The organism is Pseudaminobacter sp. Soil_N_29 (assembly GCF_057656055.1).
The window spans coordinates 289,391-314,441 of record NZ_JBDGLC010000004.1; the positions used below are offsets into that span (position 1 = coordinate 289,391).

Genomic DNA, 25,051 nt, shown 5'->3' on the forward strand with positions numbered 1-25,051 from the left:
TTTAGGGGAATCTGCCGCTGGGCGAAATTGTTCCAGCGGATAGAGCTTTACGCCAGCCGCTTCGTTCAGGCGTCCATATTGTCGCCTTTGCCGTCAAAGCCGTGCATGTAGAGAGCCCACTGCAGACCGACGATCGAGCCTTTGACCGGGCGCAGCAGTGCAAGCGACATCAGGATGGTCGCGGGTACCCACATCGCAAGGTGCTGCCAGGTGGACAGCTGAACCGTGGCCTCGATGCCCATGAAGGCGGCAACCACGATGTGTCCGACGATGACAACGACGATGTAGGCCGGCAGGTCGTCGGCGCGGTGGTGATACATCTCCTCGCCGCAGTGCTCGCAATGGTGGACCGGCTTCAGGAACGAGGCGAACAACTTTCCCTCGCCACAATGCGGGCAGCGCCCGAGAAAGCCGCGCTTCATTGCCTGCCACAGCGGCCGAGTTGGCCGGGCTGCGCCCGCCGCGCCAAAAACCTGTGTCTCCATCACCGTCTCCTGCTTCCGGGCATCTTGCGTTGTGCAGCGCGAGCCCGCGACCTCTGTGCTTTTGCCTTGTGATATGATGCCCTGGATCCCGGCAACGGCTTTGGCTCGGTCAGCATCTCGAAACGCATTGCGCCCTGTAGCGGGGCCACTTCGACGAGGCGAACCTCGACGCGATCTGCAAGCTGATAGCCTTTGCGCGTGCGTTCTCCGAAAAGCGCCTGGGTAGTCTCGTCGTATATATAATAGTCGCCATCGATGGATGACACCGGAATAAAACCATCGGCGCCATACTGCGGCAATTGGACAAAAAGACCCGCCTTGGTGACACCCGAAACGCGCGCGTCGAACGTATCGTTGAGGTGTTCAGCCAGGTAGCCGGCGATCAGCCGGTCGATCGTGTCGCGTTCGGCCGCCATGGCGCGGCGCTCGGTGGCCGAGATCAGCTCGGAGATGTCTTCCAGCCTCTCTTCCTCGCCGCGGGTGATGCCGTCGGGCCCGAAATTCAGCGCGCCGATCAGGGCGCGGTGCACGATAAGATCCGCATAGCGGCGGATCGGCGAGGTGAAGTGGGCGTAGCGGCGCAGGTTGAGGCCGAAATGCCCAAGGTTGTCAGGTGAATAGAGCGCCTGGCTCTGGGCGCGCAGCACCACCTCGTTGACCAGCGCTTCGTGCTCGGCGCCCTTCACGCGGCTCAGAATCTGGTTGAACTGCGCCGGCATCATCTGCGCGCCGCGCGCCAGCGAAAGGCCCAGCGTCGCCAGGAACTCGCGCAAACCCTCCTGCTTGGCAAGAGATGGCGCGTCGTGCGTGCGGTAGACCAGGCTCTGCTTCTTCGCCTCCAGCGTCTCGGCAGCCGACACGTTGGCCTGGATCATGAACTCTTCGATGAGCTTGTGCGCGTCGAGGCGGTCGGGCACGACGACCCGGTCGACCGTGCCATCCGGCTTGAGCAGGATCTTGCGCTCCGGCAGGTCGAGCTCCAGCGGCTGGCGCGAATCACGCCCGCGCTTGAGCACGTGGTAGGCTGCCCACAACGGCTTCAAGATTGTGTCGAGGATCGGCCCCGTCGCATCATCTGGAGTGCCATCGATCGCCGCCTGCGCTTGCGGGTAGGCGAGGCGCGCGGCAGAACGCATCATGATGCGGTGGAAGGAATGGCGGATCTTTCGCCCCTCCGCCGAAAACGTCATTCGCACCGCCAGGGCAGGGCGGTCGACGCCTTGCTTCAGCGAGCAGAGGTCGTTCGAGATGCGTTCCGGCAGCATCGGCACCACGCGGTCCGGGAAGTAGACCGAATTGCCGCGCTTCAGCGCCTCGCGGTCGAGCGCGGTTCCCGAACGGACGTAAGCGGCGACATCGGCGATGGCGACGACGGCGACAACGCCGCCCGGATTGCGCTCATCGGGGTCGGGTTCGGCAAACACCGCGTCGTCGTAGTCCTTGGCGTCAGCCGGGTCGATGGTCACCAGCGGCACGTCGCGCCAGTCTTCGCGGCGTTCCAACGTGGCGGGTTTGGAGCCCTCGGCCTCTGCAATCACTTCCTGCGGGAAGATGTGCGGTATGTCGTGGGCATGGATGGCGATCATCGAGACCGCCTTCTCGCTGGTAAGCGAGCCAACCACGTTCAGCACCTTGGCGCGCGGAAGCCCATAGCGCGATGCGCGCTGCGGCTCGACTTCCACCAGGTCGCCATTTTCGGCGCCGTTGCGGAATTCCTTCTCCACCACCAGTTCGGACTGGCGGCGCTCCACCGGCTCGATGCGGAAGGTGCCGTCCTGGAGCACGCGGAACACGCCGAGAACCGCCTCGCTGCGCTTCTCGAAGATCTTCATCACCCGTGCCGTGTAGGCCGGTCCGGTCTCGGCATGGGTGGGAAAAGTCTTGGCCAGAACGCGGTCGCCGATGCCCGGTGCCGGGCCACTGCGCGGAACCTTGATCGACACCACCGTCGGCAGCGCGCCTTCGCGCTGCTCCGTGGGGCGGGCCAGCAACAGGCCGTCCTCGTCGCGCGCGAAAATGTCCAGCACGGCAACGGCGGGGAGGGCGCCCGGGCGCATCAGGCGCTTGCGGTCCTTCTCCAGCAGCCCTTCGCTTTGAAGCTCGGCCAGCGTGTCCTTCAGCCAGATGCGGCTTTCGCCCTTGAGCGAAAAGGCCTTGGCGATGTCGCGCTTGCCGCTCTTGTCCGGGTTCTCGGAAATGTAGCGCAAGATGTCGTCGCGCGACGGCAGGAAGTCGCGCGACTTGCCTCCGGAGCGGGCAGCCTCGGATGAGCCGCTCTTGGTGCCGGCACCTTTCCGCCCGGAGATGTCTCTTGCCAAGGGAGGTTATTCCTCTGTCTTCTTCGCGGCCTTCTTGGTCGCGGTTTTCTTTGCGGCAGGCTTCTTCGCGGCCGGCTTCTTGGCCGCGGCCTTGGCGCGGGCAGGCTTCTTGCCGCCGCCCTTCGCTTCCTTCTCCGCGATCAGCGCAAGCGCATCTTCCATGGTTACGCTTGCCGGATCCTTGCCCTTAGGCAAGGTCGCGTTGATCTTGCCATAGTTGACATAGGGTCCGTATTTGCCGTCGCGCACGGTGATCGCGCCGCCGCCGTCCGGATGCTCGCCGAGTTCCTTCAGCGCCGCGGCGGCGGTGCGGCCGCCCTTCGCCTTCGACTGCTTTTCCGCCAGAACCGAAACCGCGCGGTTGAGGCCGATAGAGAACACGTCCTCGATGCTTTCGAGATTGGCATAGGTGCCGTCGTGCAGCACGAACGGCCCGTAGCGGCCGAGCCCGGCGGAGATCATCTTGCCGCTCTCGGGATGCTTGCCCACATCGCGCGGCAGCGACAGCAGCGCTATCGCCTTCTCATGATCGATGCTTGCCGGCGTCCAGCCCTTGGGCAGGCTGGAGCGCTTTGCCTCCTTGCCTTCGCCGCGCTGCAGGTAGGGACCGAAACGGCCACTGCGCAGCGTGATCTCTTCTTGGGTGTAGGGATCCTTGCCCAGCGACTTGGTGCCGTCCTCAAGGCCCTCGGTGCCTTCGCCGCTACCATTGCCGTCGCCGCCGAGCTGGCGGGTATAGCCGCATTCGGGATAGTTGGAGCAGCCGACGAAGGCGCCATATTTGCCGAGCTTCAGCGACAGGTTGCCGGTTCCGCACTTCGGGCAGATGCGCGGGTTTGAGCCATCCTCGCGTGCAGGGAAGACGAGCGGAGCAAGTTCTTCGTTGAGTGCGTCGAGCACGTCGGTGACGCGCAGTTCCTTGATGTCGTCGACGGTCGCCGAAAACGCCTTCCAGAAGTCGCGCAGCACGTCCTTCCAGGACAGCTTGCCATCCGAGATCTCGTCGAGCTTCTCCTCCAGCGAGGCAGTGAAGTCGTATTCGACATAGTGCTCGAAGAAGCTTTCCATGAACGCGGTGACCAGACGGCCTTTGGCCTGCGGGATCAGCCTGCGGTTATCGATCGTCACATAGTCGCGGTCTTCCAGCGTCTTGAGCGTGGCGACATAGGTCGACGGGCGGCCGATGCCGAGCTCTTCCATCTTCTTGATGAAGGAGGCTTCGGTGTAGCGCGGCGGCGGTTCGGTGGTGTGACTGGTCACGTTGATCGACTGGCGGTCGAGCGCGTCTCCGGCGCGGATTTCCGGCAGGCGGCGGCTTTCCTCGTCCTCCGCGTCCTCGTCCTTCTGCTCGGTATAGGCGGCGATGAAGCCGTCGAAGCGGACGACGGAGCCGACCGCACGCAACTCCGCCGTCTGTGCGCCGCGGCGCGCCTCGATCTCGACGGTGGTGCGCTCGATCTCTGCCGGCAGCATCTGGCTGGCAATTGCGCGCTTCCAGATCATCTCGTAGAGCCTGGCCTGGTCGGGATCGAGATATTTGCGTACCTCGGCGGGAGTGCGCGAAAAGTCCGTCGGTCGGATGGCTTCGTGCGCTTCCTGGGCGTTTTTGGCCTTGGTCGAATAATAGCGCGGCTTTTCGGGCACGTATTTGTCGCCGAATTCGCGTGCAATCGCCGCGCGGGCTGCGCTGATCGCCTCCGGCGCCATCTGCACGCCGTCGGTACGCATATAGGTGATGAGGCCGGTGGTCTCGCCGCCGATATCCATGCCCTCATAGAGGCGCTGCGCCACCTGCATGGTGCGCGACGCCGAGAAGCCGAGGCGCGACGAGGCGGCCTGCTGCATGGTCGAAGTGGTGAAGGGCGGAGCAGGGTTGCGCTTAGTGGGCTTTGCCTCGACGGAGAGCGCCTTGAAGGATGCGCCGTCGAGCATGGCCTTGATCGCATCGGCCTGCTCCTGGGTCTTGATATCCAGCTTTTGCAGCTTCTTGCCGTCATAGGCCGTCAGCCTGGCCTCGAAGTTCTCCGCCCGCGGCGTGGCGAGAATGGCCGCGATCAGCCAATAATCCTCGCGCACGAAGCGTTCGATCTCGTTCTCGCGGTCGCAGACGAAGCGCAGCGCCACCGACTGGACCCGGCCGGCCGAGCGGGCGCCGGGCAGTTTGCGCCACAGCACCGGCGACAGCGTGAACCCCACGAGATAGTCGAGCGCGCGGCGCGCCAGATAGGCATCGACCAGCGGCGGGTCGATCTCGCGCGGATTGGCCATGGCGTCGAGCACGGCCTGCTTGGTGATGGAGTTGAACACCACGCGCTTGATCGGCTTGTCCTTCAGCACGCGCTTCTGCTTCAGCACCTCCAGCACGTGCCACGAAATCGCCTCGCCCTCGCGATCAGGGTCGGTGGCGAGGATCAGGCCGTCGGCATCCTTCACCGCCTTGGCGATGTCGGTCAGGCGCTTGGCCGAAGCGCCGTCCACGGACCAGGACATGGCAAAGTCTTCGTCCGGCTTCACCGAGCCGTCTTTGGCCGGAAGATCGCGCACATGGCCGAACGAGGCGAGAACCTTGTAGTTCTTGCCCAGATACTTGTTGATGGTTTTGACCTTGTTGGGCGACTCGACGACGACGACGTCCATGTTTTCTCTTGTTTCCAATGGTGTCGCCAGCGGCAACAAAGGCGATGCGCGGCGAAAAATTCTGTCAACTGGCTCGTCACATGGCTGCGGTTTTGCATCCGGTCAAGGGGCGACGGCGAAATCGACGGTTGACAGATAGGCCTCGCGCCAAAAATGCGGGCGTCCGCATATTGCAATCTAGGATAAGTGTAATATGGTCTATAGTATCAATGGTTGTGGAGAATTCTTGCAAAAAGTCATTCGTCTAACCCCCTCCCGTCCGGCGGTGCGGCCCGGCTGGACAAACCGGAGTATTGCCGATGCGGCAGTCCCTTACAACGAGGCGAACCGATACTCTCGACTATATACAGTCGTTGCTTGGCCAACTGCGTACCCTGGCGGAATCCGAGCGCTGCGACATGCTCGCCTTCCTTATTGAAATGGCCTACATCGAAGCCAGCGACATCATTCGCGGCCAACGCCCCTTAAGAGTTATGCATAACAAGCGACACAGCGCCACTTGAATGGCGTTCGAGTCGGCCGGCCAGGTCGAGCTCCAGGAGAATCATGGACAGCTGCGCCGGGTGAAGCCCGGTATGGCGGATGATCTCGTCTATGGCAGCCGGCGTCGGTCCCAGCGCTTCGACGACGCGCGCCCGGTCGTCGTCGGCAGGGGGCGGGGTCGCGACGAAGTCCGGTGGGTCCTCGCGCGGGCTTGGAGCTGAAAGAGGTATGCCCAGCAGCGGCGCGATGCCGGCCACCACGTCCGCGGCCTCGGTCACAAGGCTGGCGCCGTCCTTCAGCAGGCCGTTGGTGCCGGCCGAGCGTGGGTCCAGCGGCGATCCCGGAACGGCGAAAACCAGCCTGCCGAGTTCGCCCGCCATCCGCGCGCTGATCAACGAGCCGGAGCGCCTCGCCGCCTCCACCACAACCAGCCCGAGAGACAGACCGGCTACGATTCGATTGCGGCGGGGAAAATCCTGCGCGCGCGGTTCCCAGCCGAAGGGCATCTCCGACACCATCGCGCCGCAGCCCGCCGCGATCTCCCCGCAGAGCGCGATGTTTTCAGGCGGGTAGGGTCTGTTGAGCCCTCCGGCTAGAACGCCGATGGTGCCAGTGGCAAGGCTGCCCTGATGCGCGGCGGTGTCTATGCCGCGCGCGACGCCGGAAACGATCGAAAATCCCTCGCGGCCAAGCTCTTCGGCCAGCGTGCGCGCCATCCTGATTCCGGCGAGCGACGCATTGCGTGCGCCCACTATGGCCACGGGCGGGAGATCGAAAACCGCGCTTGTGCCCTTCACCGCCAGCAGGGGCGGCGGGTTGTCCATTCGCCGGAGAATTGGCGGATAGTCGGGCTCGCCTATGCAGACGAAGCGGGCGCCGTGCTTTCTGGCCGCCTCCATCTCCGCCTCGGCGTCGGCTAACGACGGAATGCGCACGATGCGGTTGGCGCCACCGGAGATCATTAACTCGGGCAGCATTTCGATTGCGGCTTCGGCCGAGCCGAAACGGTTGATCAGGTCTCGAAAGCTGGCCGGGCCGACATTCGGCGTCCGGATCAGCCGCAGCCAGTTCAATCTCTGCCGGTCACTGAGACGGAGACCGGCAGCCTTGCTCATCCCTTTGCCCCTATGCGCGACTCGGTGCCGGAAAGCAGCCGGGAGATGTTGGCGTGGTGCTTGATGAACACGATTAGGCTCATGACGGCAAATAGGACAGCCGTATCGCGCAGGCCGAGGAAGAAGAGCGAGATGGGTACGGCGATGGCGGCAACCAGCGCGGCGAGCGAGGAATAGCGGGTCAGGAAGGCAATGATGAGCCAGACCACCGCGAAAACCAGCGCGCCCTGCCAGGCGAGGCCGATCAGTACGCCGAGATAGGTGGCCACGCCCTTGCCGCCCTTGAAGCCGAGCCAGACCGGGAAGAGATGGCCGAGGAACGCTCCGAAGCCTGCCAGCAGGGCGGCTTCCGGGGCATAAAGCCCGGCGAGCAGCACGGCCGCCGTGCCTTTCAGCGCATCGAGCAGGAGCGTCAGCGCGGCAAGCGTCTTGTTGCCGGTGCGCAGCACGTTGGTGGCGCCGATATTGCCCGAGCCGATGTTGCGCACGTCGCCCAGCCCGGCCGCGCGTGTCACCAGCAAGCCGAACGGGATCGAGCCGAGCAGGTAGCCGAAGGCAAGCGCCGCAACGAGAACGGACAGCGGAAGCTGCCAGGTCAAAGGATCCATCTATTTCCCCCTCGGTGCCGCCCGTGGACGGCCCGAATTACGCCGAAAACACTGTGCGGCCCGCAACCATAGTTTGCAAGACCCTGCCTTGCAGCCGCGCACCTTCGAAGCAGGTGTTCTTGGAGCGCGATCGGATGGCGGCCTCGTGCACGACCCATGGCTCGTCGAGGTCAATCAGGACAAGGTCTGCCGCCGCGCCCGGCTTCAGCGTGCCGCCCGGCAGGCCGAACAGTTTTGCCGGCGCGGTCGAAAGTGCCTCGACGAGGCGGATAAGCGGCACTTCGTCGTTGTGGTGGAGGCGCAGCGCCACGCCCAGCAGCGTTTCCAGGCCGATCGCGCCGTCGGCGGCGTCAGCGAAGGGCAGGCGCTTGGTGTCGACGTCCTGCGGGTCATGCGAGGAGACGATGATGTCGATGGTGCCGTCCCGCAGCGCCTCGATCATCGCCTGCCGGTCGTCCTCGGCGCGAAGCGGCGGCGAAAGCTTGAAGAAGGTGCGGTATTCGCCAATGTCGTTCTCGTTGAGCGACAGGTGGTTGATCGACACGCCGGCGGTGACATTCGCGCCATCCGCCTTGGCGCGGGCGACAGCACCGGCCGAGAGCGCGGTGGAGATCTTGGCGGCGTGATAGCGGCCGCGCGTCAGCCGGGCGAGCGAGAGGTCACGCTCCAGCGGGATCAGTTCCGCCTCGCGCGGAATACCCGAAAGGCCGAGCCAGCTCGCGTAGAGCCCCTCGTTCATCACGCCGGAACCGGCAAGGTGCGGGTCCTGCGTCTCCTGCGCGATGACCGCGCCGAAGTCGCGCGCATAGGTCAGGGCGCGGCGCATGGTCAGCGAATTGGCGATGGTGTGGCGGCCGTCGGTGAAAGCGACAGCGCCGGCCTCGCGCAGCAGGCCGAACTCGGTCATCTCGCGGCCTTCGAGACCCTTGGTGACGGCGGCCGCCGGGAACACGTTGACGAGCGCGGTGTCGCGCGCGGTGCGCAGCACGAATTCGACCAGCGCGACGTTGTCGATCACCGGGTCGGTGTCGGGCATCATGACGATGGAAGTCACCCCGCCGGCGGCGGCTGCGAGGCTGGCCGAGGCGATGGTCTCGCGGTGCTCCCCGCCCGGCTCGCCGATAAAGACCCGGCCGTCTACCAGCCCGGGGATGATGGTCTTGCCGGCGCAATGGACCACATTGGCCCCTTCGGGCGCGCCCTGATTCAGGGCCGCCGCGCCGGAAGCGACTATCTTCCTGCCATCGACGATGACCGAGCCGATCTCGTCAATGCCGCGGGATGGATCAACGATGCGGGCCTGCTGGAAGAGGGTGATGCTCATGCCCGGCCTCCGTCCTGGCTGCGGCGCGGGTCCAGCAGCGCCTCCATCACGGCCATGCGCACGGCCACGCCCATCTCGACCTGTTCCTGGATGACGCTTTGCGGGCCATCGGCAATTTCAGAGGCGATCTCGACGCCGCGGTTCATCGGGCCGGGGTGCATCACCATCGCATCCGGCTTTGCGGCCTTCAACTTCTCGGCATCAAGGCCGAAATAGCGGAAATATTCGCGCACCGAGGGCACGAAGGCGCCTTCCATGCGCTCGCGCTGCAGGCGCAGCATCATGACCACATCGGCGTCCTTCAGCCCCTCCGCCATGGTCGCGCAGACCTCAACGCCCATCTGCGCGATGCCGGAGGGCAGCAGCGTGGAGGGCGCCACCACGCGCACCCGCGCGCCCAACGCGTTGAGCAGCAGGATGTTGGAGCGGGCCACGCGCGAATGAAGGATGTCGCCGCAGATGGTCACGGTAAGGCGGGAGATCGTCCCCTTGGCGCGGCGGATGGTCAGCGCGTCCAGCAGCGCCTGCGTCGGGTGCTCATGCGCGCCATCGCCGGCATTGACCACCGAACATCCCACCTTCTGCGCCAGAAGGGCGGCAGCGCCGGCGGAGGCGTGGCGGATGATGAGGATGTCCGGCCGCATCGCGTTCAGCGTCATCGCCGTATCGATGAGGGTCTCGCCCTTCTTCACCGACGAACTCGCCACCGACATGTTCATCACGTCGGCGCCCAGACGCTTGCCGGCAAGCTCGAAGGAAGACTGCGTGCGGGTGGAGGCCTCGTAGAAGAGATTGATCTGCGTGCGCCCGCGCAGCGTGGTCGTCTTCTTTTCGTTCTGGCGCGAAATCGCCACCGCGGCGTCGGCCCGGTCCAGCAGCAATTCTATATCGATGGGAGAAAGGTCGCGTATGCCAAGCAAGTGGCGATGCGGAAAGAGCGGCAGGGCTGAAATGTCGGTCATCTTAAAGCCGTCCTATAGGCTCGTGCCGATGCCACCGCAAGCGCCGGACGAAGGTTTGAAGCGCTTCTTTCCCGGGATTTTCATCGCGTGGTAAGGATAGCTTGGGTTATAAACGCCTTTGAACCCACTTCGGATTCGCATCGTGCACCGAAGAGCAACCCTAAGGATTGCGCGTGAGCGACGAGGTAACCAACCAATCCCCGCCTTTGACGGGGAGCAACGCCTGGCGGGGTGACCCGTTGCTGGTGCAGATCGCGGAGGACTTTTCCGAGCCCGTCCGCAAGGATCTGGATGGCGTCGGCCGCTTCGTTCTCAGCGCCGAGGCGCAGGATCTTGCCCGGCTTGCCAACAGCGAGACGCCCAAGCTCCGGACGCATGACCGGCAGGGCCGCCGCCTCGACGTCGTCGACTACCATCCGGCCTACCACGCGCTGCTGCGCCGCTCGGTCACCAACGGCCTGCATTCCTCGATCTGGGAAAACGGCGCGAACGAGACCGGCCGCCGTCACCAGGTGCGCGCCGCGCGGTTTTACCTGACTGCGCAGCTCGAGACCGGGCATCTTTGCCCCATCACCATGACCAGCGCTTCGCTGGCCGCGCTGATGGCCAGCCCAAAGCTGTTCCGCGAATGGGCGCCGCGCGTCACCACGCGCAAATACGACCAGGCGCAGAAGCCGCCGGTGGAAAAGGCCGGCCTGACGCTCGGCATGGGCATGACCGAGAAGCAGGGCGGCACCGACGTGCGCGCCAACACCACCCGCGCCGACCGTGCGGCCAACGGTTTTTATCGCATCACCGGACATAAATGGTTCATGTCGGCGCCGATGTCCGATGCCTTCCTGGTGCTGGCTCAGGCGCGAGAGGGGCTGTCGTGCTTCCTCATGCCCCGCATCCTGGGCGACGGCAGCGGCAACGGCTTCCGCTTCCAGCGCCTGAAGGACAAGCTCGGCAATCGTTCCAACGCCTCGTCCGAGGTGGAATTCGTCAATGCGCTCGGCGAGATGGTGGGCGAGCCGGGGCAGGGCATCAAGACCATCATGGACATGGTGACGCTGACACGGCTCGACTGCGCCATCGCTTCCTCGGGGCTCATGCGCGCCGGCTTGGCCGAGGCGGTCAATCACACGCGCCATCGCCAGGTGTCCGGCACGAACCTCATCGACCAGCCGCTGATGCAGCGCGTGCTTGCCGACATGGCGCTGGACGTCGCCGGCGCCACGGCGCTGTCGTTCCGGCTGGCGCGTTCATTCGACGAGGCTGCGGCCGATCGCGGCGAGGCGGCCTTCGCCCGAGTCATGACGCCGGTGGTGAAATACTGGGTGTGCAAGATCGCGCCGGCGCTGCTTTACGAGGCGATGGAGTGCCTGGGCGGCAATGGCTATGTCGAGGAGATGCCGCTGGCGCGCTACTACCGTGAGGCCCCGGTCAATGCGATCTGGGAAGGCTCCGGCAATGTGATGGCGCTCGACGTGCTGCGCGTTCTTGGCCGCGCGCCCGGCCTGTTCGACGACGTGCTGGCCGGCATCGAGCGGGATCTGGGTCCCAGCGGCCGCGGCACCACCAGCGTATTGCGTGCTGCCCAGCAGGTCGCCGCGTCGGACGAGGGCTCTGCGCGCATCCTCACCGAGCAGCTTGCGCTGTCGGCCGCCGCCGCGGAACTGAGGCGCATGGGGGCAGGGCGCATTGCCGACGCCTTCATCGAGACGCGGCTGGCCGGCCAGTGGCGCGGCACCTATGGCATGCTCGATGCGCGCCACGATGCCCGCATGATTGTCGACACCCTTTATCCGGTGATCTGAGCCGACACCGCCAGAACCGCGGGAATGGTGAGGAACGAGGCCACCGTCTGCACCGTGGTGACGGCCGCGTAAAGCTCTGCGTCGCCGCCGAGCTGGCGAGCGAGCAGGTAGCCGTTCATCGCCGTCGGTACCGCCGCACAAAGCGCCAGATAGGAAAGTTCGCTGCCGCTGACTCCGAACGCCAGCGCCGAGCCGATCAGCAGAGCCGGAAAAAGCATCAGCTTGAGCATCACCGGTAGCAGCAGGGCAAAGCGCGGCTGCCACAGGTCGCCGACGCGCAAGCCGGCGCCGATTGCCAGCAGTCCCATTCCAAGTGCTGCATTGCCCACCAGCCCGAGCGTCTGGTTAAGCGGCCCATAGAGCTGGAACGGCAGGAGGCGGAGCAGAATTGCAGCCAGCGAACCCAGGATCATCGGGTTCACTGCAATATCGCGCCCGATGCGCCGCCAGTTGGCGGCCCGGTCGGCAAAGCGCGTCACCAGGAAAACCGTGACCAGATTGATCGGAATGATGATGATGGCCATGACCAGCGCCACCACCGCCATGCCGGCCGGCGGAAAGACCTTTTGGGCAATCGCCAGCGCCATGAAACTGTTCCAGCGCACCGCGGTCTGGAAGATCGATGAAAATTCACTTCTCTGGACGAGACCGGCGCGACCCAGCAGCGGCCACAGCGCGCAGGTGAGGGCGATCATAGCCGTCAGGGCCAGGGCAAGCGCAAGCATCATCGCGTCGAGTTGGAGCCCTTCGAAATCGGCGTTGTAGATCGTCACGAACAGCAGCGCCGGATAGAGGAACCAGTAGCCTATCTGCTCCAGCCCCAACCACGCTCCAGCATCGATCAGGGGCACGCGGCGCAAAAGATTGCCGGCGAGAATCAGAAGGAAGATCGGCAGGATGCTGTCGAAAATCGCGATCATGAGGTTGTGCCGGAACGTTGGGCAGGGAGGGTTGGCAGGCGATCTATACAGCCTATTTGCCGCCATTCCCAATCGGTGAGATTGGTGCGATTAACCTTAATGAACAGTTACCGTTGCGGCGAAATGGTTAACGCTTCAAAGTAGGGGGAATCCGAGGACGACCATGCGCACCTACAACGGCCCAACACTGACCTGCTTCGCCACGGCCGCCGGCTTGCCGTCGGCGCAGGCTCTGTGTGTTCTGCCGGGGGCTGCGCGAATCGGCTGGGGGCGCTGATGCGCTACATCCTCATCCTCTGGGCCTCGCCGCTGCTCATTTTCTGGGGCTGGTTCGGCCTGTCGTTCTATGACGTCAATTTCGGCTATGTGATGCTTACGCGCCAGGTCCACGACCTAGTGTTCGAGCTCTATGGCGAGATGCTGGGCATCGACCCGCACATCATTCCGGCCATGGTCGCCAAGGCCTGCGTGTTCGACACGCTTCTCCTTCTCGCGATCTTTGCCTTCCGCCGGCGTCGCCAGATCGCCGCGCGTCTGAAGGCCCGTCGTCTGCGTTATCTTGCCGGTGTTTCCTCGCCGAGCGCGTGAAGCCTGTCCAGCACGCCTTGAAGGATGAAGGCGGCCGCGGCCGAATCGATCTTCGTCTTGCGCTTGGCGCGCGACATGTCCATCTCGATCAGGCTGCGCTCTGCAGCGACGGTCGACAGTCGCTCGTCCCAGAACGCAAAAGGCAGGTCCGTGAGTTTCGCAATGTTGCGCACGAAGGCGCGGGAGGCTTGCGCGCGCGGTCCTTCGCTGCCGTCCATGTTGATGGGCAGTCCGATCACCACCGCGCCTGTGTTTTCCTTGCCGAGCAGCTCTAGCAGGCTGGCCGCATCGACCGAGAACTTCTTGCGTATGATGACCGGTCGCGGATGGGCGAATGAGAGGCTGCGGTCCGATACGGCCACGCCGATCGTCTTGTCGCCAAGGTCCAGCCCGGCCAGCGTCTTGCCGTTGGCCAGCAGCGCCGGCAGCTCTTCGATTGCAACGATGTTCAAGGGCGCGCGGCTTTCCTTTTGACTTGGCTCTCCCGCCTTCTATCCTCAGGGCGACAAAAAATCGAGGAGGCGCAAGCCATGAAGATCACCTGGTACGGGCAATCCGCGTTTCGCGTCGAGGTGGGGGATGCAAAGATCCTCATCGACCCCTTCATCAGCCAGAACCCGCTGTGGGGCAAAAGCTGGGAAGGACCGGCCGAAGGCGTCACCCATGTGCTGCTCACCCACGGTCATGGTGATCATCTCGGTGATTCCGTCGCGATTTTGAAGAAGACCGGCGCCATGCTCGTCGCCAATTTTGAGATCTGCATGTATCTCGTCGGGCAGGGCGTGCGGGGCGACCAGATCAACCCCGGCAATATCGGCGGCACGGTCGACTGCGGCGGCTTCACCACCACCTTCGTCAACGCGCTGCACTCGTCGTCTGCAGACAATGGCGACGGTTCCAACACCTATCTCGGCAATCCGGCCGGCCTGGTGCTGCACTTCGCCAATGACCGCACCTTGTACCACATGGGCGACACCGACATCTTTTCCGACATGGGGCTCATCAACGAGTTGCACGAGCCCAAGATCGGCATCGTGCCGGTGGGCGACCGCTTCACCATGGGCGGGGCGGTGGCAGCCCTTGCCTGCCGTCGCTTCTTCCAATTCGAAACGGTCATCCCTTGCCACTATGCAACCTTTCCGATGCTCGACCAGACACCGGAGAAGTTCGTGGCAGGCATGGAAGGCTCGGGCGTGGAGGTCTTGGTGCCGGCAGTGGGCGAGACGAGGGAGATTTAGCGTGCGCCATGGCCTGTTCTCGGACATGATTGTTGCGCGCCGCGCCGGGCGCCGCTATAGCCCGGACACGATAACCAGCCCGGTTTTCCGGAGAATCCTGAATGTCCGTTGATATAGCTACCGTAAAGCGCGTCGCGCATCTCGCCCGCATCGCCGTGTCCGAAGAGGATGCCGAGCGCATGACCGGCGAACTGAACGCCATTCTCGGCTTCGTCGAGCAACTGAACGAGGTCGACGTTTCCGGCGTCGAGCCGATGACCTCGGTCATGCCGATGGCAATGAGGATGCGCGACGACGTCGTCACCGACGGCAGCAAGGCGGCGGACGTCGTCGCCAATGCGCCGGTGACCGACGAGAACTTCTTCCTGGTGCCGAAGGTGGTGGAGTAACGCCGCGTGGCAATCGAGATCGCGACCGAAAGCCCGTTGCAGGATGATGTGCGCGGCCTGATCGCCGAACTCAATGCCGCCTTGCTTGAATTGACGCCGCCGGAATTCTGCTACCACATGACGGCGGAGCAGATGGCCGACACCGACACCACGGTCTTCATCGCCCGCGACGATGGCGAGGCGGTGGCCTGCGGTGCTCTGAAGCGCCACGGCGGCGCGATAGGCGAGGTCAAGCGCATGTACACGCGCCCTGCGCATCGCGGCCGGAAGATCGGCCTCGAGATCGTCGGGCGCATCGAAGCGCTGGCGCGGGAAGAGGGACTGGGGCGGCTGGTTCTCGAAACCGGCGACCGGCACCCGGCCGCCTGGGCCGTCTATGAGCGCGCCGGCTTCACGCGCTGCGGGCCGGTGCTCGACTATCCGGATTCGGAATGGTCGGTGTTTTACGAAAAGAATTTGCAGGCTGAATGACGATGAGCGACCTGACCAGACTGACCATTTCCGAGGCCCGCGCCAAGCTCCGCTCCAAGGAGATCAAGGCAGGCGAACTCACCGACGCCTATCTCGACGCGATCGATGCGGCCAACGGCACCCTCAACGCCTATGTCGCCGTAACGCACGACAGGGCGCGAGACATGGCCAAGGCTTCCGACGAGAAGCTTGCGAAAGGCGAGGGCGGTGCGCTCGAGGGCATCCCGCTCGGCATCAAGGACCTGTTCGCCACCGAAGGCGCGCACACGCAGGCCTGCAGCCATATCCTGGACAATTTCAAGCCACGCTACGAGTCGACCGTCACCTCCAATCTGTGGGCAGACGGCGCCGTCATGCTGGGCAAGCTCAACATGGACGAGTTCGCCATGGGCTCGTCCAACGAAACCTCCTACTACGGCCCGGTGATCAATCCGTGGCGCGCTGCCGGCTCGAACAAGCAGTTGGTGCCGGGCGGTTCTTCCGGCGGTTCGGCAGCGGCGGTTTCCGCCTGGCTGTGCGCTGGCGCCACCGCGACCGACACCGGCGGCTCGATCCGTCAGCCGGCAGCCTTCACCGGCACCGTCGGCATCAAGCCGACCTATGGCCGCGTCTCGCGCTGGGGCGTCGTCGCTTTCGCCTCCTCGCTCGACCAGGCCGGTCCGATCGCCCGCGACGTGCGCGATTCCGCGATCCTGCTCAAGTCCATGGCTTCGGTCGACGCGAAGGACACCACTTCCGTCGACATGCCGGTGCCGGACTACGAGGCGGCGATCGGCCGTTCGGTCAAGGGGATGAGGATCGGCATTCCAAAGGAATACCGCGTCGACGGCATGCCGGCCGAGATCGAGGCCCTGTGGCAGAAGGGCATTGCCTGGCTGAAGGAAGCCGGCGCCGAGATCGTCGACATTTCCCTGCCGCACACGAAATATGCCCTGCCGGCCTACTACATCGTCGCGCCGGCGGAAGCCTCGTCCAACCTCGCGCGCTATGACGGCGTCCGTTATGGTCTGCGTGTGCCGGGCAAGGACATCATCGAGATGTACGAAAACACCCGCGCCGCCGGTTTCGGCCGCGAGGTCAAGCGCCGCATCATGATCGGCACCTACGTGCTCTCGGCTGGGTACTACGACGCCTATTACCTGCAGGCGCAGAAGGTTCGCACGCTGATCAAGAAGGATTTCGAGGATGCCTTCGCCGCTGGCGTCGACGTCATCCTGACGCCGGCGACCCCGTCGGCCGCCTTCGGTGTCGCCGACCAGGAGATGGCCAGCGATCCAGTCAAGATGTACCTCAACGACGTCTTCACGGTGACGGTAAACATGGCCGGCCTGCCAGGCATTGCCGTTCCGGCAGGTGTCGACGCCAACGGCCTGCCACTCGGGCTCCAGCTCATCGGCCGCCCCTTCGACGAAGAGACGCTGTTCCAGACCGCGCATGTCATCGAACAGGCGGCGGGGCGGTTCCAGCCGGAGAAGTGGTGGTAAGCGTTCAGCGCCATCCGGGTTGAGGCTGCGGCATGTTCTTTGTCCTGTCCAAGGTGTTCTGGTTCTTCATCCAGCCCTTGAACCTCGCCTTGTTCCTGCTTCTGGTGGGCGTCGTCGCGCTGCTGGCCGGCTGGCGGCGCCTGTCGGTCGCGGGCTGCGTTTCAGGCTTCCTCATCCTGGCGCTCGCGACCTGGACATCGCTCGGCGCGATCATGCTCACCCCGCTGGAGGAGCGGTTCCAGCGCCCCGCCGCGCCTGAAAAGGTCGATGGCATCGTCGTGCTCGGCGGCGGCCTCGAAGGCGCCATCAACCTAGCGCGCGGCGGCTATGAGCTGAACAGCGCCGGCGACCGCTTCGTGGAGACGGCCGTGCTGGCGCGGCGATATCCGGACGCGCGCATCGTCGTTTCCGGCGGCACGGGATCGCTCATCCTTGATGGCGAGGGCGATGCGGACACCGCCGAGCGGCTGCTTTCCGCCCTTGGCGTGGACCGCGAGCGCATGGTGCTGGAGAACAAGTCGCGCGACACCTACGAGAATGCGCTGTTCACCAAGCGGTTGGTATCGCCCAAGCCCGGCGAGACCTGGCTTCTGGTCACCTCCGCCTTCCACATGCCGAGGTCCACGGCGCTGTTCCGCAAGGCGGGCTTCGATGTGCTGCCGTGGCCGGTCGACTATCGCACCTCGGGGCGCGAAGGCGTCGGCCTGATGCGCGACAATCCGCAGGATTCCCTGCAGAACACCTCGGTCGCCATTCGCGAGTGGATCGGGCTTCTGGCCTACTGGCTTTCGGGGCGGATCGACACGCCGTTCCCCGGCCCGGCCTGATCCGGCTCCAGCACGGCCAGCCGCGCCGCCGAAAAGAACTGCCGGCGCAGCAGCACCGCAAACAGGATGATCGTCGTGGCCACGAAGACGGCCGGACTGACGAACCAACCCAGATATCCCAGCGAAAAGAAGATCGCGCGCAGGCCGGAGTTGAAATGCTTGCCGGCAAGGACGTTCATCTGCGTTGCGCGGTCCACGGCAATCTGCAGGGCAGGGCTGTGGATCCCGCTCTCGTGCACCATCGGCACGGCGCCGACCAGGATCGAGCAGTAGTTGAACAACCGGTAGGACCACCCGAACTTGAAGAAGGCGAAGGCCAGGATCACGATCAGCCCGAGGATCTTGATCTCGAAGGACGGGCGCGACAGCCCGTCGGCCAGTGGCAGATCGGTCAGCACCGAAATCACGTGGTCGGAGGCGCCGAGCAGGGCAAAGCAGCCGCCCACCGCAATCAGCGAGCTGGAGGCAAAGAAGGCAGTGCCCTGCTGCAGCCCCACCATGATGCTGGTGTCGATCATGCGCAGTTCCCGTCGCGCCATGGTCTGCATCCAGGCCGCGCGCTGGGCATTCATCGCAGTGGTCAGCGAAACACGGCTCACCAGCCGGCCAGCAGTGGCCAGCGTGTGAACGAGCCAGACGGCGAGGAAGAACGCCACGGCACCAAGGTCGGCAATGGTCAGCTGAAGGGAATCGAGCATGCGCAAAAACATATCACGACCGGCATGATCGGCTACCGCCCGCAGCGAAGAACGGAAGCCATAATTTCGCCGAACAGCTTGCTCTTTTCTTAATTGCAGATTGAGAGCAAGCGCCCGGTTTTCCCCGGGTGCCAACCATCACCCCGCCATGCGCTACCTGGCGCCTGCCTTGCTTTCGCCTTTTTCGGTTGCGGACTTCACGCCGAAGGGGTATCCAGAAGCCTTGTGCGAGAAATGAACAAGGCAACCTGCGAAGTTGCGCTCGCACTGTTTCTTAAGGATAGACAAGGACATCATGGACGAAAGCGTTCAGAAATCCTGCTGGGGCGTGACCGCCAAGGCAGTGATCGGGTTTGCGGTGATCATCCTGCTTGCCTGGCTCATGAGCGGGGCCGAAACGGCCGCTGTACTGGGGGCGCGCTGAGACATAATCCGGAGGTACCAAGAGACGCGTTTTTCGCGTCTCTTTTCGTTTGAGGCGGTCTTGCCGCATGTCGTTTGCGAAGCAGACGAAGTCGGGGAACGCCAAGCTTTGCCTCATAAAACCGCCCAAACATCCCTATATTTGGACGCAAGCGTCCCTGCCTTGCGCGCCCGTTGATGGAGACTTGCCGCCCGTGTTCCTCTCGGTATTCGACCTCTTCAAGATCGGCATCGGCCCGTCCAGCTCCCACACGATGGGGCCGATGACGGCGGCATCGCGTTTCCTGGACGAGCTGCTTGGCAATGAATGGCCGCGTCCTGCGGGCGCAAAGGTGGACCGCGTGGCCGCCAGCCTGCACGGCTCGCTCGCCTACACCGGTGTCGGCCATGGCACCGACCGGGCCGTCATCCTCGGCTTGACCGGACTGATCCCGACCACAGTCGACCCGGATACTTCCGACGCTGTCATCGAAAAGGTTGGGGAGGAAAAGCAGGTCACGCCGCCGGGCCATCCGTCCTACCGCTTCGACCCTGCCATTGACCTCGTGCTCGACAAGAAGACCCCGCTGCTCGGCCACGCCAATGGCATGGCATTCTACGCCTATGACAGCGACGACCACCTGCTGCTCAAGCGCATTTACTATTCGATCGGCGGCGGCTTCGTGGTTTCGGAAGAGGAACTGCAGCGCCTCAAGACCACAGGCGAACAGCCTTCTTCGGTGCAGGTGCCGCACCCGTTCCGCAATGCGGTGGAGATGCTGGCCATGGCGGCGCAGAGCGGCCTGTCCATCGCCGAGATGAAGCGCGCCAACGAAGAGATGCACATGTCGCGCGACGAGCTCGATGCCGGCCTCGACCGCATCTGGGCGGCAATGAAGGGCTGCATCGACCGCGGCCTGTCGCAGGAAGGCATCATGCCGGGTGGGCTGAAGGTGCGCCGCCGGGCGCGCCAGTTGCACGACAAGCTGCAGGATGACTGGCGCCACAACAAGCCCAACCCGCTGCTGGCCAACGATTGGCTATCGGTCTACGCGATGGCGGTCAACGAGGAGAATGCGGCCGGCGGCCGTGTCGTCACGGCACCCACCAACGGCGCGGCAGGCACGTTGCCGGCGGTGCTGCGCTACTGGCTGCACTTCCACCCCGAGGCCGATCAGGCCAGCATCCGCGACTTCCTGCTGACGGCTGCGGCCGTTGGCGGCATCATCAAGAGCAACGCCTCGATTTCGGGCGCCGAGGTTGGCTGCCAGGGCGAGGTCGGCTCGGCTTCCGCCATGGCCGCGGCGGGGCTTTGCGCCGTCATGGGCGGTACGCCGGAGCAGGTGGAAAACGCCGCCGAGATCGCGCTGGAGCACCACCTCGGCATGACGTGCGATCCCGTAGGTGGCCTCGTCCAGGTGCCTTGCATCGAGCGCAATGCGCTGGGCGCGGTCAAGGCCGTCACGGCGGCGTCGCTGGCGATCAAGGGCGACGGCACGCATTTCGTGCCGCTCGACGCGGCCATCGAAACCATGCGTCAGACCGGCATGGACATGAACGAGCGTTACAAGGAGACAAGCCTGGGCGGTCTTGCCGTCAACGTCGTGGAATGCTGAGCCGCTCGACCTGACGAAAGCCCGGGCGGCAGCTTTGTGGACAAACGTCGCCTGACGCGTTGACCCCGCCACCGCCCGCGCTAAACCATCCCCATGGCCCTGAACCTCATAAAACTCTGCGTCGGCTGCGACAGCGTCGAAGACCTGGAAGAGTGGATAGCCTTCCGGCTCGACGAGCGCCGGCGTGCGGGCGAACCGGTCGAACAGTACCATACGACCCGAATGGTCCCGACACGGCGCGACGAGCTCCTCGACGGCGGCTCGCTCTATTGGGTCATCAAGGGCAGCGTCCAGTGCCGCCAGCGGCTGGTGGATATCCGGCCATTCGTTGACGACGAGGGGATTTCGCGCTGCCACCTGGTGCTCGACCCGGCGGTGGTGCGCACCGGCTGGCAGCCGCGCCGCGCCTTCCAGGGCTGGCGCTATCTCAAGGCCCCTGACGCTCCGGCCGATCTTGGCGCCGGTCAGGCCGGTCTGGCGGAAATGCCGGCGAAACTCAGGCAGGAGCTTGCGGAGCTAGGGCTTCTCTAGCTCCGGCAGCCAACCTGCTCGCTCCGGCCTTGCAAGCTTGCCGGCGCCGCTACATCTTCATGCGCATGAGCGAGCAGAAGCCACCAGCCCCGAAAGGCAGCAGCGGCGCCGTTTCCTCCGGCCCGCGCTCAAGCGCGCAGGATATCTCGGCCTTCGTCAACAAGGCGAGGGAACTCGCTGCCACTGGAACGGGCTCCGGCCGCCTCGTCTTGGCGCTGGACGCGACGATGAGCCGCCAGCCTACCTGGGATCTCGCCTGCGCATTGCAGGGCGAGATGTTCGATGCCGTTGGCAAAGCCGGTGCGCTCAATGTCCAGCTTGTCTATTTTCGCGGGCTGGGCGAATGCCGCGCCTCCAAATTCGTGGCCGACACCGCCTCCCTGAAGCGTCTGATGACTGGGCTCGAATGCCGCGGTGGGCACACCCAGATCGGCAAGGTGTTGTCGCATGCTCTGAAAGAGACATCCCGGGGCAAGGTTGAAGCGCTGGTCTATATCGGCGATGCGATGGAAGAAGATGTCGATGCGCTTTCGGTCAAGGCCGGGCAGCTAGGCCTTCATGGCTTGCCGGTATTTCTGTTCCAGGAAGGGCAGGACCATCTCACCGAGGCTGCTTTCAAGGAAATCGCCCGGCTTTCCGGCGGTGCCTGGTTCCGCTTCGACCGAACATCGGCTGCCACTCTGGCAAAGCTCCTGTCGGCCATTGCAGTCTACGCCACGGGCGGGCTGAAGGCGCTTGAGACGCGCGGCAGCAGCGAGGATCGGCTGCTTCTAAGCCAGTTGCGCGCAGGTGGCCGGTCATGAGTGTCTTGCTCGGGCTGCTGGGAACCGGGGCAATTGCGCTGTTGGTGCTCGCCCTGTTCGTTCGCACAGATGCCTCAGCGCTTGCCCGCGGCTTGCGCATCGCCGGCCCGGCGCTTGTCGGCCTTGTGGGCGTTGGCCTGCTTCTGCTCGGCCGCGTCGGCGTTGGCGGCATGCTCGTGTCTGCGGCGGCCGCCTGGTATGCCAACGGCCTACGTCGCACTCGGCCCCAAAGGGCGCCACCCGGCCGCTCCACCGTGCGCACTGCCGCACTGGAAATGGTGCTGGATCACGAAACCGGCAGGCTGGACGGGCTGGTGCTGGCCGGGAAACACGAGCAGAAGCAGCTCGCCTCGCTCGGCCTCAGCGCGCTTCTGGAGGTGTATTCGGAGCTTTATAGCGACTCCGAGAGCCGTCAGCTCCTAGAGACTTATCTTGATAGCCGGTTTCCCGTCTGGCGAGAAAACGCGCAGCCGGGTGGTGGTCACCGGCATGGTGTTGCGCCAGGTTCTGGCGCCATGACTAAGGAGGAGGCCTACCAGATCCTTGGTCTTGAAGCGGGGGCCACCCCGGCGGATGTCCGCAAGGCGCATCGCCGATTGATGCAGCGTCTGCATCCCGATGTCGGAGGCTCGTCTTTCCTGGCGGCGCGGATCAACGAAGCCAAGGACATTCTGCTCACCAATCACGACTAGATCTCCTTCGACGCGGATACAACCGGGAGTGTTTCAGGCCTGACTGCTAGTTCTGTACTGCGTAGCAGCTGATCTTCTGCTTCTTCAGCGCGGCGCAGGCGTCCCAGGCGGCAACCTTGGAGCCGAAGCCGCCGAAGCGCGCGCGGTAGTAGGTCACGCCGCCCTTTTCGAAGGGGACAGTGAACGGCGATGCCTTGCGAAGCGGGCCGGGAGCCACCTTGGTCGTCTTTTCCAGAATGGCCTCGGCCTCGGCGCGGCTTGGCGAAGAGGCGATCTGCACCACCCACCCAGAAGGGGCGGCTACGGAAGCGGTCTTGACCGGATCGACCTGCGGGGCGGCAATGGCTGCCTCAAGCGCCGCCTGCGGGCGCGGAGCCGGGTCTGCATAGGCCTGCAGGGTGGGGGCGGGGACTTCTTCCGGCGTTGGCTCTGCCTTGGCCTGTTCGAAGGGCACGGCCGGCGCTTCATCCACGTCGACCGTGGCCTCGGCCACCAGTGCTTCGGTGTCGGGGCGCATATCAGGCGTTGGAGCATCCTGCTTCGGCAACTGCAGCTTGCCGACAGCGTCGAACTGGGTGCTGCCAGCCTTTGCCACCAGCGGAGCGGCCTTGCCGCCATTGGAGGCAGCCGGCAGATACTTCGCGATCAGGTCGGTCATGTGCTTGTCGCGGCTTGCGCCGCTAGCACCGCCCATCACCACCGCAACGATGCGGCGGTTTCCGTCCGTCACCGACGAGACGAGATTGAAGCCGGAGGCGTTGGTAAAGCCGGTCTTGATGCCGTCCACGCCCTTAACGCGACCGAGAAGGCGATTGTGGTTCGGCATGACCTGACGGCCGAAGGTGAAGGAGCGCGTCGAGAAATAGCCGTAGTACTGCGGGAAGTGCTCCCGCAGCGCGATGCCGAGCGTAGCCATGTCGCGCGCGGTCGTGAACTGGCCCGAATTCGGCAGGCCGTTCGCATTGCGGAACACCGTTCCGTTCATGCCGAGGCTGCGCGCCTTGGCGGTCATCATGCGGGCAAAATTCTCTTCCGAACCGCCGAGCATCTCGCCAAGGGCGGTCGACGCGTCGTTGGCGGATTTGGTCACAAGGGCGAGGATGGCGGATTCGACCGAAACCGATCCGCCGGCGCGGACGCCGAGCTTGGTGGGCGGTTCCGCCGCAGCCTTGGCGGAGAAGGGAACGCGCGTCTCCTTGGTGATCTTGCCGCGCGACAGTGCCTCGAACGTCAGGTACAGCGTCATCATCTTGGTGAGGGAGGCCGGATAGCGGCGCGAATCCGCATTCGCCGAGAACAGCGCCTTGCCCGTATTGGCATCCACCACGAGCGCGGCATACCTGGGGTTCTGCTTGCTTTGCGCGGCGGCCGGAGCGGCTATCGCGAGGCTGATGACTACGGCGAGAAGGCCTGCAATCGCGGATCGTGCGGAGAAGGCCTGCCTGAAGGCAGCGCCGGCAAACGCTTGACGCACTGTTTCACCCTTTGATTGTTGTTGCACTTTGAGGCGGCAAGGGTCCTGCCTCACTTGGCGGGACAGTAGGTCCACTGCGTTACCAATCCGTTTATGGTAACCGGGACGTTCACCTTTTTAGTCGAGTTTTAGAAGGAATTGAGGCAGCGGCCGCGTGGGCTGGGTTTCCGGGCATTGACTTATTGTGCACTGCACAATAAATTTATTGCGACGCAAAATAACATGCGCCGAGACCACCAGCTGCAAACGCGGAAAGGGAATGCGCAAATGTTGCAATTCGAAGAGATCAACAAATTCGGCAAATCGTTCGTCGACAGCGGGCTGAAGAGCTTTGCTGCCGTTTCCAAGAATGCCCAGGCCATTGCGGTCGAGACCACCGAGTACGGCAAGAAGTCGTTCGAGGCAGGTGCCACCACGCTCGAGCGCGTGATGACCTCCAGTTCGCTGGAAAAGGCGCTGGAGATCCAGGTTGACTATGCTCGCCAGACTTATGAAGGCTTCGTCAGCGAAGCCACCAAACTCGGCTCGCTCTATGCAGACCTCGCGAAGGAGGCTTACGGGCCGTTCGAGGCCATGGTAAGCAAGACGAAGTAGGTTTAGTCAAACGCTTCGGGGTTTTCCGCCCCGCTGCAAGCCCGGTTGCGTGGCGCAGCCGGGCTTTGTCGTGTTTCGGTCCTGGGGGATCACGAAAGGGAGAAATCGTCGGCCTCCCGGGCCGCAAGCATATTGTCACCCACACAGAAGAGCTTAAAATCTCAAATTGATTACCTACATTCCGTTTTCGGGTGAGGAACTCGCGAAAGACATGGAACTTGTGAAGAGCGTCGGGGGCGCCATGATAATGCGAATGGCGCGTATGCAGAGTGGCGGTGACGGAGGAAACACCCCCGGGAGGGGAACGGCGGTCATCACACGCACAAAGGCCAAGACCAAGAAGCCGAGTCTCTATCGGGTTTTGATCCTCAACGACGACTACACTCCGATGGAGTTCGTGATTCACATTTTGGAGCGCTTTTTCCAAAAGGATCGCGAAACCGCCACACGCATCATGTTGCATGTTCACAATCATGGCGTGGGGGAGTGCGGGGTCTATACGTTCGAAGTGGCAGAGACCAAGGTGTCTCAGGTCATGGACTTTGCCCGACAGAATCAACATCCGCTGCAATGCGTGATGGAGAAGAAATGAG

At 64.1% G+C, this 25,051-nt stretch carries 25 protein-coding genes; 14 read left to right on the forward strand and 11 right to left on the reverse strand.

The window, feature by feature from the left end; translation table 11 throughout:
- Window positions 1-65: 65 nt before the first annotated feature.
- The 7 genes from AC3A4H_RS12160 to AC3A4H_RS12190 all read right to left on the reverse strand — a co-directional run bounded on the left by AC3A4H_RS12160 (window position 66) and on the right by AC3A4H_RS12190 (window position 9,932).
- Window positions 66-485 carry a DUF983 domain-containing protein gene (locus AC3A4H_RS12160; protein ID WP_487766881.1) on the reverse strand — a complete coding sequence of 140 codons (420 nt, stop codon included), beginning with the start codon at window positions 483-485 and terminating at the stop codon, window positions 66-68.
- Window positions 485-2,803, reverse strand: a complete 2,319-nt coding sequence (rnr, locus tag AC3A4H_RS12165; RefSeq protein WP_487766882.1) for a ribonuclease R — start codon at window positions 2,801-2,803, stop codon at window positions 485-487. The genes AC3A4H_RS12160 and rnr overlap by 1 nt, the downstream gene beginning before the upstream one ends.
- Window positions 2,804-2,809: 6 nt before the next feature.
- Window positions 2,810-5,440, reverse strand: a complete 2,631-nt coding sequence (gene topA / locus AC3A4H_RS12170) for a type I DNA topoisomerase (RefSeq protein ID WP_487766883.1) — start codon at window positions 5,438-5,440, stop codon at window positions 2,810-2,812.
- Window positions 5,441-5,904: 464 nt separating this feature from the next.
- A complete protein-coding gene (gene dprA, locus AC3A4H_RS12175) occupies window positions 5,905-7,038 on the reverse strand; it encodes a DNA-processing protein DprA (protein WP_487766884.1) in 1,134 nt (377 codons plus the stop codon).
- Window positions 7,035-7,646 carry a glycerol-3-phosphate 1-O-acyltransferase PlsY gene (gene plsY / locus AC3A4H_RS12180; protein WP_487766885.1) on the reverse strand — a complete coding sequence of 204 codons (612 nt, stop codon included), beginning with the start codon at window positions 7,644-7,646 and terminating at the stop codon, window positions 7,035-7,037. The genes dprA and plsY overlap by 4 nt, the downstream gene beginning before the upstream one ends.
- Window positions 7,647-7,683: 37 nt before the next feature.
- Window positions 7,684-8,970: a dihydroorotase gene (locus AC3A4H_RS12185; RefSeq protein WP_487766886.1), complete on the reverse strand. Its 1,287-nt coding sequence runs from the start codon at window positions 8,968-8,970 to the stop codon at window positions 7,684-7,686.
- Window positions 8,967-9,932, reverse strand: a complete 966-nt coding sequence (locus tag AC3A4H_RS12190; RefSeq protein WP_487766887.1) for an aspartate carbamoyltransferase catalytic subunit — start codon at window positions 9,930-9,932, stop codon at window positions 8,967-8,969. Before AC3A4H_RS12190 ends, AC3A4H_RS12185 begins: the two co-directional genes overlap by 4 nt.
- A 173-nt stretch (window positions 9,933-10,105) precedes the next feature.
- Between AC3A4H_RS12190 and AC3A4H_RS12195 the strand changes: the two genes are divergently transcribed.
- Window positions 10,106-11,731, forward strand: coding sequence for an acyl-CoA dehydrogenase family protein (locus AC3A4H_RS12195; RefSeq protein ID WP_487766888.1), 1,626 nt, complete (start codon window positions 10,106-10,108; stop codon window positions 11,729-11,731).
- On the opposite strand, the gene AC3A4H_RS12200 is transcribed toward AC3A4H_RS12195, so the two are convergent.
- Window positions 11,716-12,651: an AEC family transporter gene (locus AC3A4H_RS12200; RefSeq protein WP_487766889.1), complete on the reverse strand. Its 936-nt coding sequence runs from the start codon at window positions 12,649-12,651 to the stop codon at window positions 11,716-11,718. The genes AC3A4H_RS12195 and AC3A4H_RS12200 overlap by 16 nt on opposite strands.
- Before the next feature lie 276 nt (window positions 12,652-12,927).
- Here AC3A4H_RS12200 and AC3A4H_RS12205 point away from each other — a divergent pair, with 276 nt between their 5' ends.
- Window positions 12,928-13,239, forward strand: coding sequence for a DUF6105 family protein (locus AC3A4H_RS12205; protein ID WP_487766890.1), 312 nt, complete (start codon window positions 12,928-12,930; stop codon window positions 13,237-13,239).
- Here the strand turns inward: AC3A4H_RS12205 and ruvX are convergent.
- Window positions 13,206-13,691 (reverse strand): Holliday junction resolvase RuvX, encoded by a 486-nt coding sequence (gene ruvX / locus AC3A4H_RS12210; protein WP_487766891.1) that lies wholly within the window; start codon window positions 13,689-13,691, stop codon window positions 13,206-13,208. The genes AC3A4H_RS12205 and ruvX overlap by 34 nt on opposite strands.
- Before the next feature lie 78 nt (window positions 13,692-13,769).
- Between ruvX and AC3A4H_RS12215 the strand changes: the two genes are divergently transcribed.
- The 5 genes from AC3A4H_RS12215 (at window position 13,770) to AC3A4H_RS12235 (ending at window position 17,648) form a co-directional block, all read left to right on the forward strand.
- A complete protein-coding gene (locus tag AC3A4H_RS12215; protein ID WP_487766892.1) occupies window positions 13,770-14,477 on the forward strand; it encodes a metal-dependent hydrolase in 708 nt (235 codons plus the stop codon).
- A gap of 101 nt (window positions 14,478-14,578) precedes the next feature.
- Entirely contained in the window at window positions 14,579-14,866 is a 288-nt protein-coding gene (gene gatC / locus AC3A4H_RS12220) for an Asp-tRNA(Asn)/Glu-tRNA(Gln) amidotransferase subunit GatC (protein ID WP_348779517.1), read from the forward strand.
- Between the two features lie 6 nt (window positions 14,867-14,872).
- Complete coding sequence (locus AC3A4H_RS12225; protein ID WP_487766893.1) at window positions 14,873-15,337, forward strand: GNAT family N-acetyltransferase; 465 nt, start codon at window positions 14,873-14,875, stop codon at window positions 15,335-15,337.
- A 2-nt stretch (window positions 15,338-15,339) separates the two neighbouring features.
- Complete coding sequence (gene gatA, locus AC3A4H_RS12230; RefSeq protein ID WP_487766894.1) at window positions 15,340-16,821, forward strand: Asp-tRNA(Asn)/Glu-tRNA(Gln) amidotransferase subunit GatA; 1,482 nt, start codon at window positions 15,340-15,342, stop codon at window positions 16,819-16,821.
- Between the two features lie 32 nt (window positions 16,822-16,853).
- Window positions 16,854-17,648, forward strand: coding sequence for a YdcF family protein (locus AC3A4H_RS12235; protein ID WP_487766895.1), 795 nt, complete (start codon window positions 16,854-16,856; stop codon window positions 17,646-17,648).
- On the opposite strand, the gene AC3A4H_RS12240 is transcribed toward AC3A4H_RS12235, so the two are convergent.
- Window positions 17,600-18,346: a DUF599 domain-containing protein gene (locus AC3A4H_RS12240; protein WP_348779521.1), complete on the reverse strand. Its 747-nt coding sequence runs from the start codon at window positions 18,344-18,346 to the stop codon at window positions 17,600-17,602. The two genes, AC3A4H_RS12235 and AC3A4H_RS12240, sit on opposite strands and share 49 nt — an antisense overlap.
- 295 nt (window positions 18,347-18,641) lie before the next feature.
- Between AC3A4H_RS12240 and AC3A4H_RS12245 the strand changes: the two genes are divergently transcribed.
- From AC3A4H_RS12245 to AC3A4H_RS12265, 5 genes are all read left to right on the forward strand, one after another.
- Window positions 18,642-18,770 (forward strand): hypothetical protein, encoded by a 129-nt coding sequence (locus AC3A4H_RS12245; protein ID WP_348779522.1) that lies wholly within the window; start codon window positions 18,642-18,644, stop codon window positions 18,768-18,770.
- A gap of 193 nt (window positions 18,771-18,963) precedes the next feature.
- A complete protein-coding gene (locus AC3A4H_RS12250; protein ID WP_487766896.1) occupies window positions 18,964-20,364 on the forward strand; it encodes an L-serine ammonia-lyase in 1,401 nt (466 codons plus the stop codon).
- A gap of 93 nt (window positions 20,365-20,457) precedes the next feature.
- Entirely contained in the window at window positions 20,458-20,895 is a 438-nt protein-coding gene (locus AC3A4H_RS12255) for a DUF1489 family protein (protein ID WP_348779524.1), read from the forward strand.
- 65 nt (window positions 20,896-20,960) lie between these two features.
- Window positions 20,961-21,698: a vWA domain-containing protein gene (locus AC3A4H_RS12260; protein ID WP_487766897.1), complete on the forward strand. Its 738-nt coding sequence runs from the start codon at window positions 20,961-20,963 to the stop codon at window positions 21,696-21,698.
- Window positions 21,695-22,390 (forward strand): DnaJ domain-containing protein, encoded by a 696-nt coding sequence (locus AC3A4H_RS12265; protein ID WP_487766898.1) that lies wholly within the window; start codon window positions 21,695-21,697, stop codon window positions 22,388-22,390. The genes AC3A4H_RS12260 and AC3A4H_RS12265 overlap by 4 nt, the downstream gene beginning before the upstream one ends.
- 46 nt (window positions 22,391-22,436) lie before the next feature.
- Here AC3A4H_RS12265 and AC3A4H_RS12270 read toward each other — a convergent pair whose 3' ends face one another.
- The gene (locus tag AC3A4H_RS12270) at window positions 22,437-23,864 is read right to left on the reverse strand and encodes a serine hydrolase (protein ID WP_487766899.1); all 1,428 of its coding nucleotides are present in this window, start codon (window positions 23,862-23,864) and stop codon (window positions 22,437-22,439) included.
- A 267-nt stretch (window positions 23,865-24,131) separates the two neighbouring features.
- Between AC3A4H_RS12270 and AC3A4H_RS12275 the strand changes: the two genes are divergently transcribed.
- Together AC3A4H_RS12275 and clpS are read left to right on the forward strand one after the other, a co-directional pair.
- Window positions 24,132-24,458, forward strand: coding sequence for a phasin family protein (locus AC3A4H_RS12275; protein WP_487766900.1), 327 nt, complete (start codon window positions 24,132-24,134; stop codon window positions 24,456-24,458).
- Between the two features lie 262 nt (window positions 24,459-24,720).
- Entirely contained in the window at window positions 24,721-25,050 is a 330-nt protein-coding gene (gene clpS, locus AC3A4H_RS12280; protein WP_348779630.1) for an ATP-dependent Clp protease adapter ClpS, read from the forward strand.
- Window position 25,051: the final 1 nt, after the last annotated feature.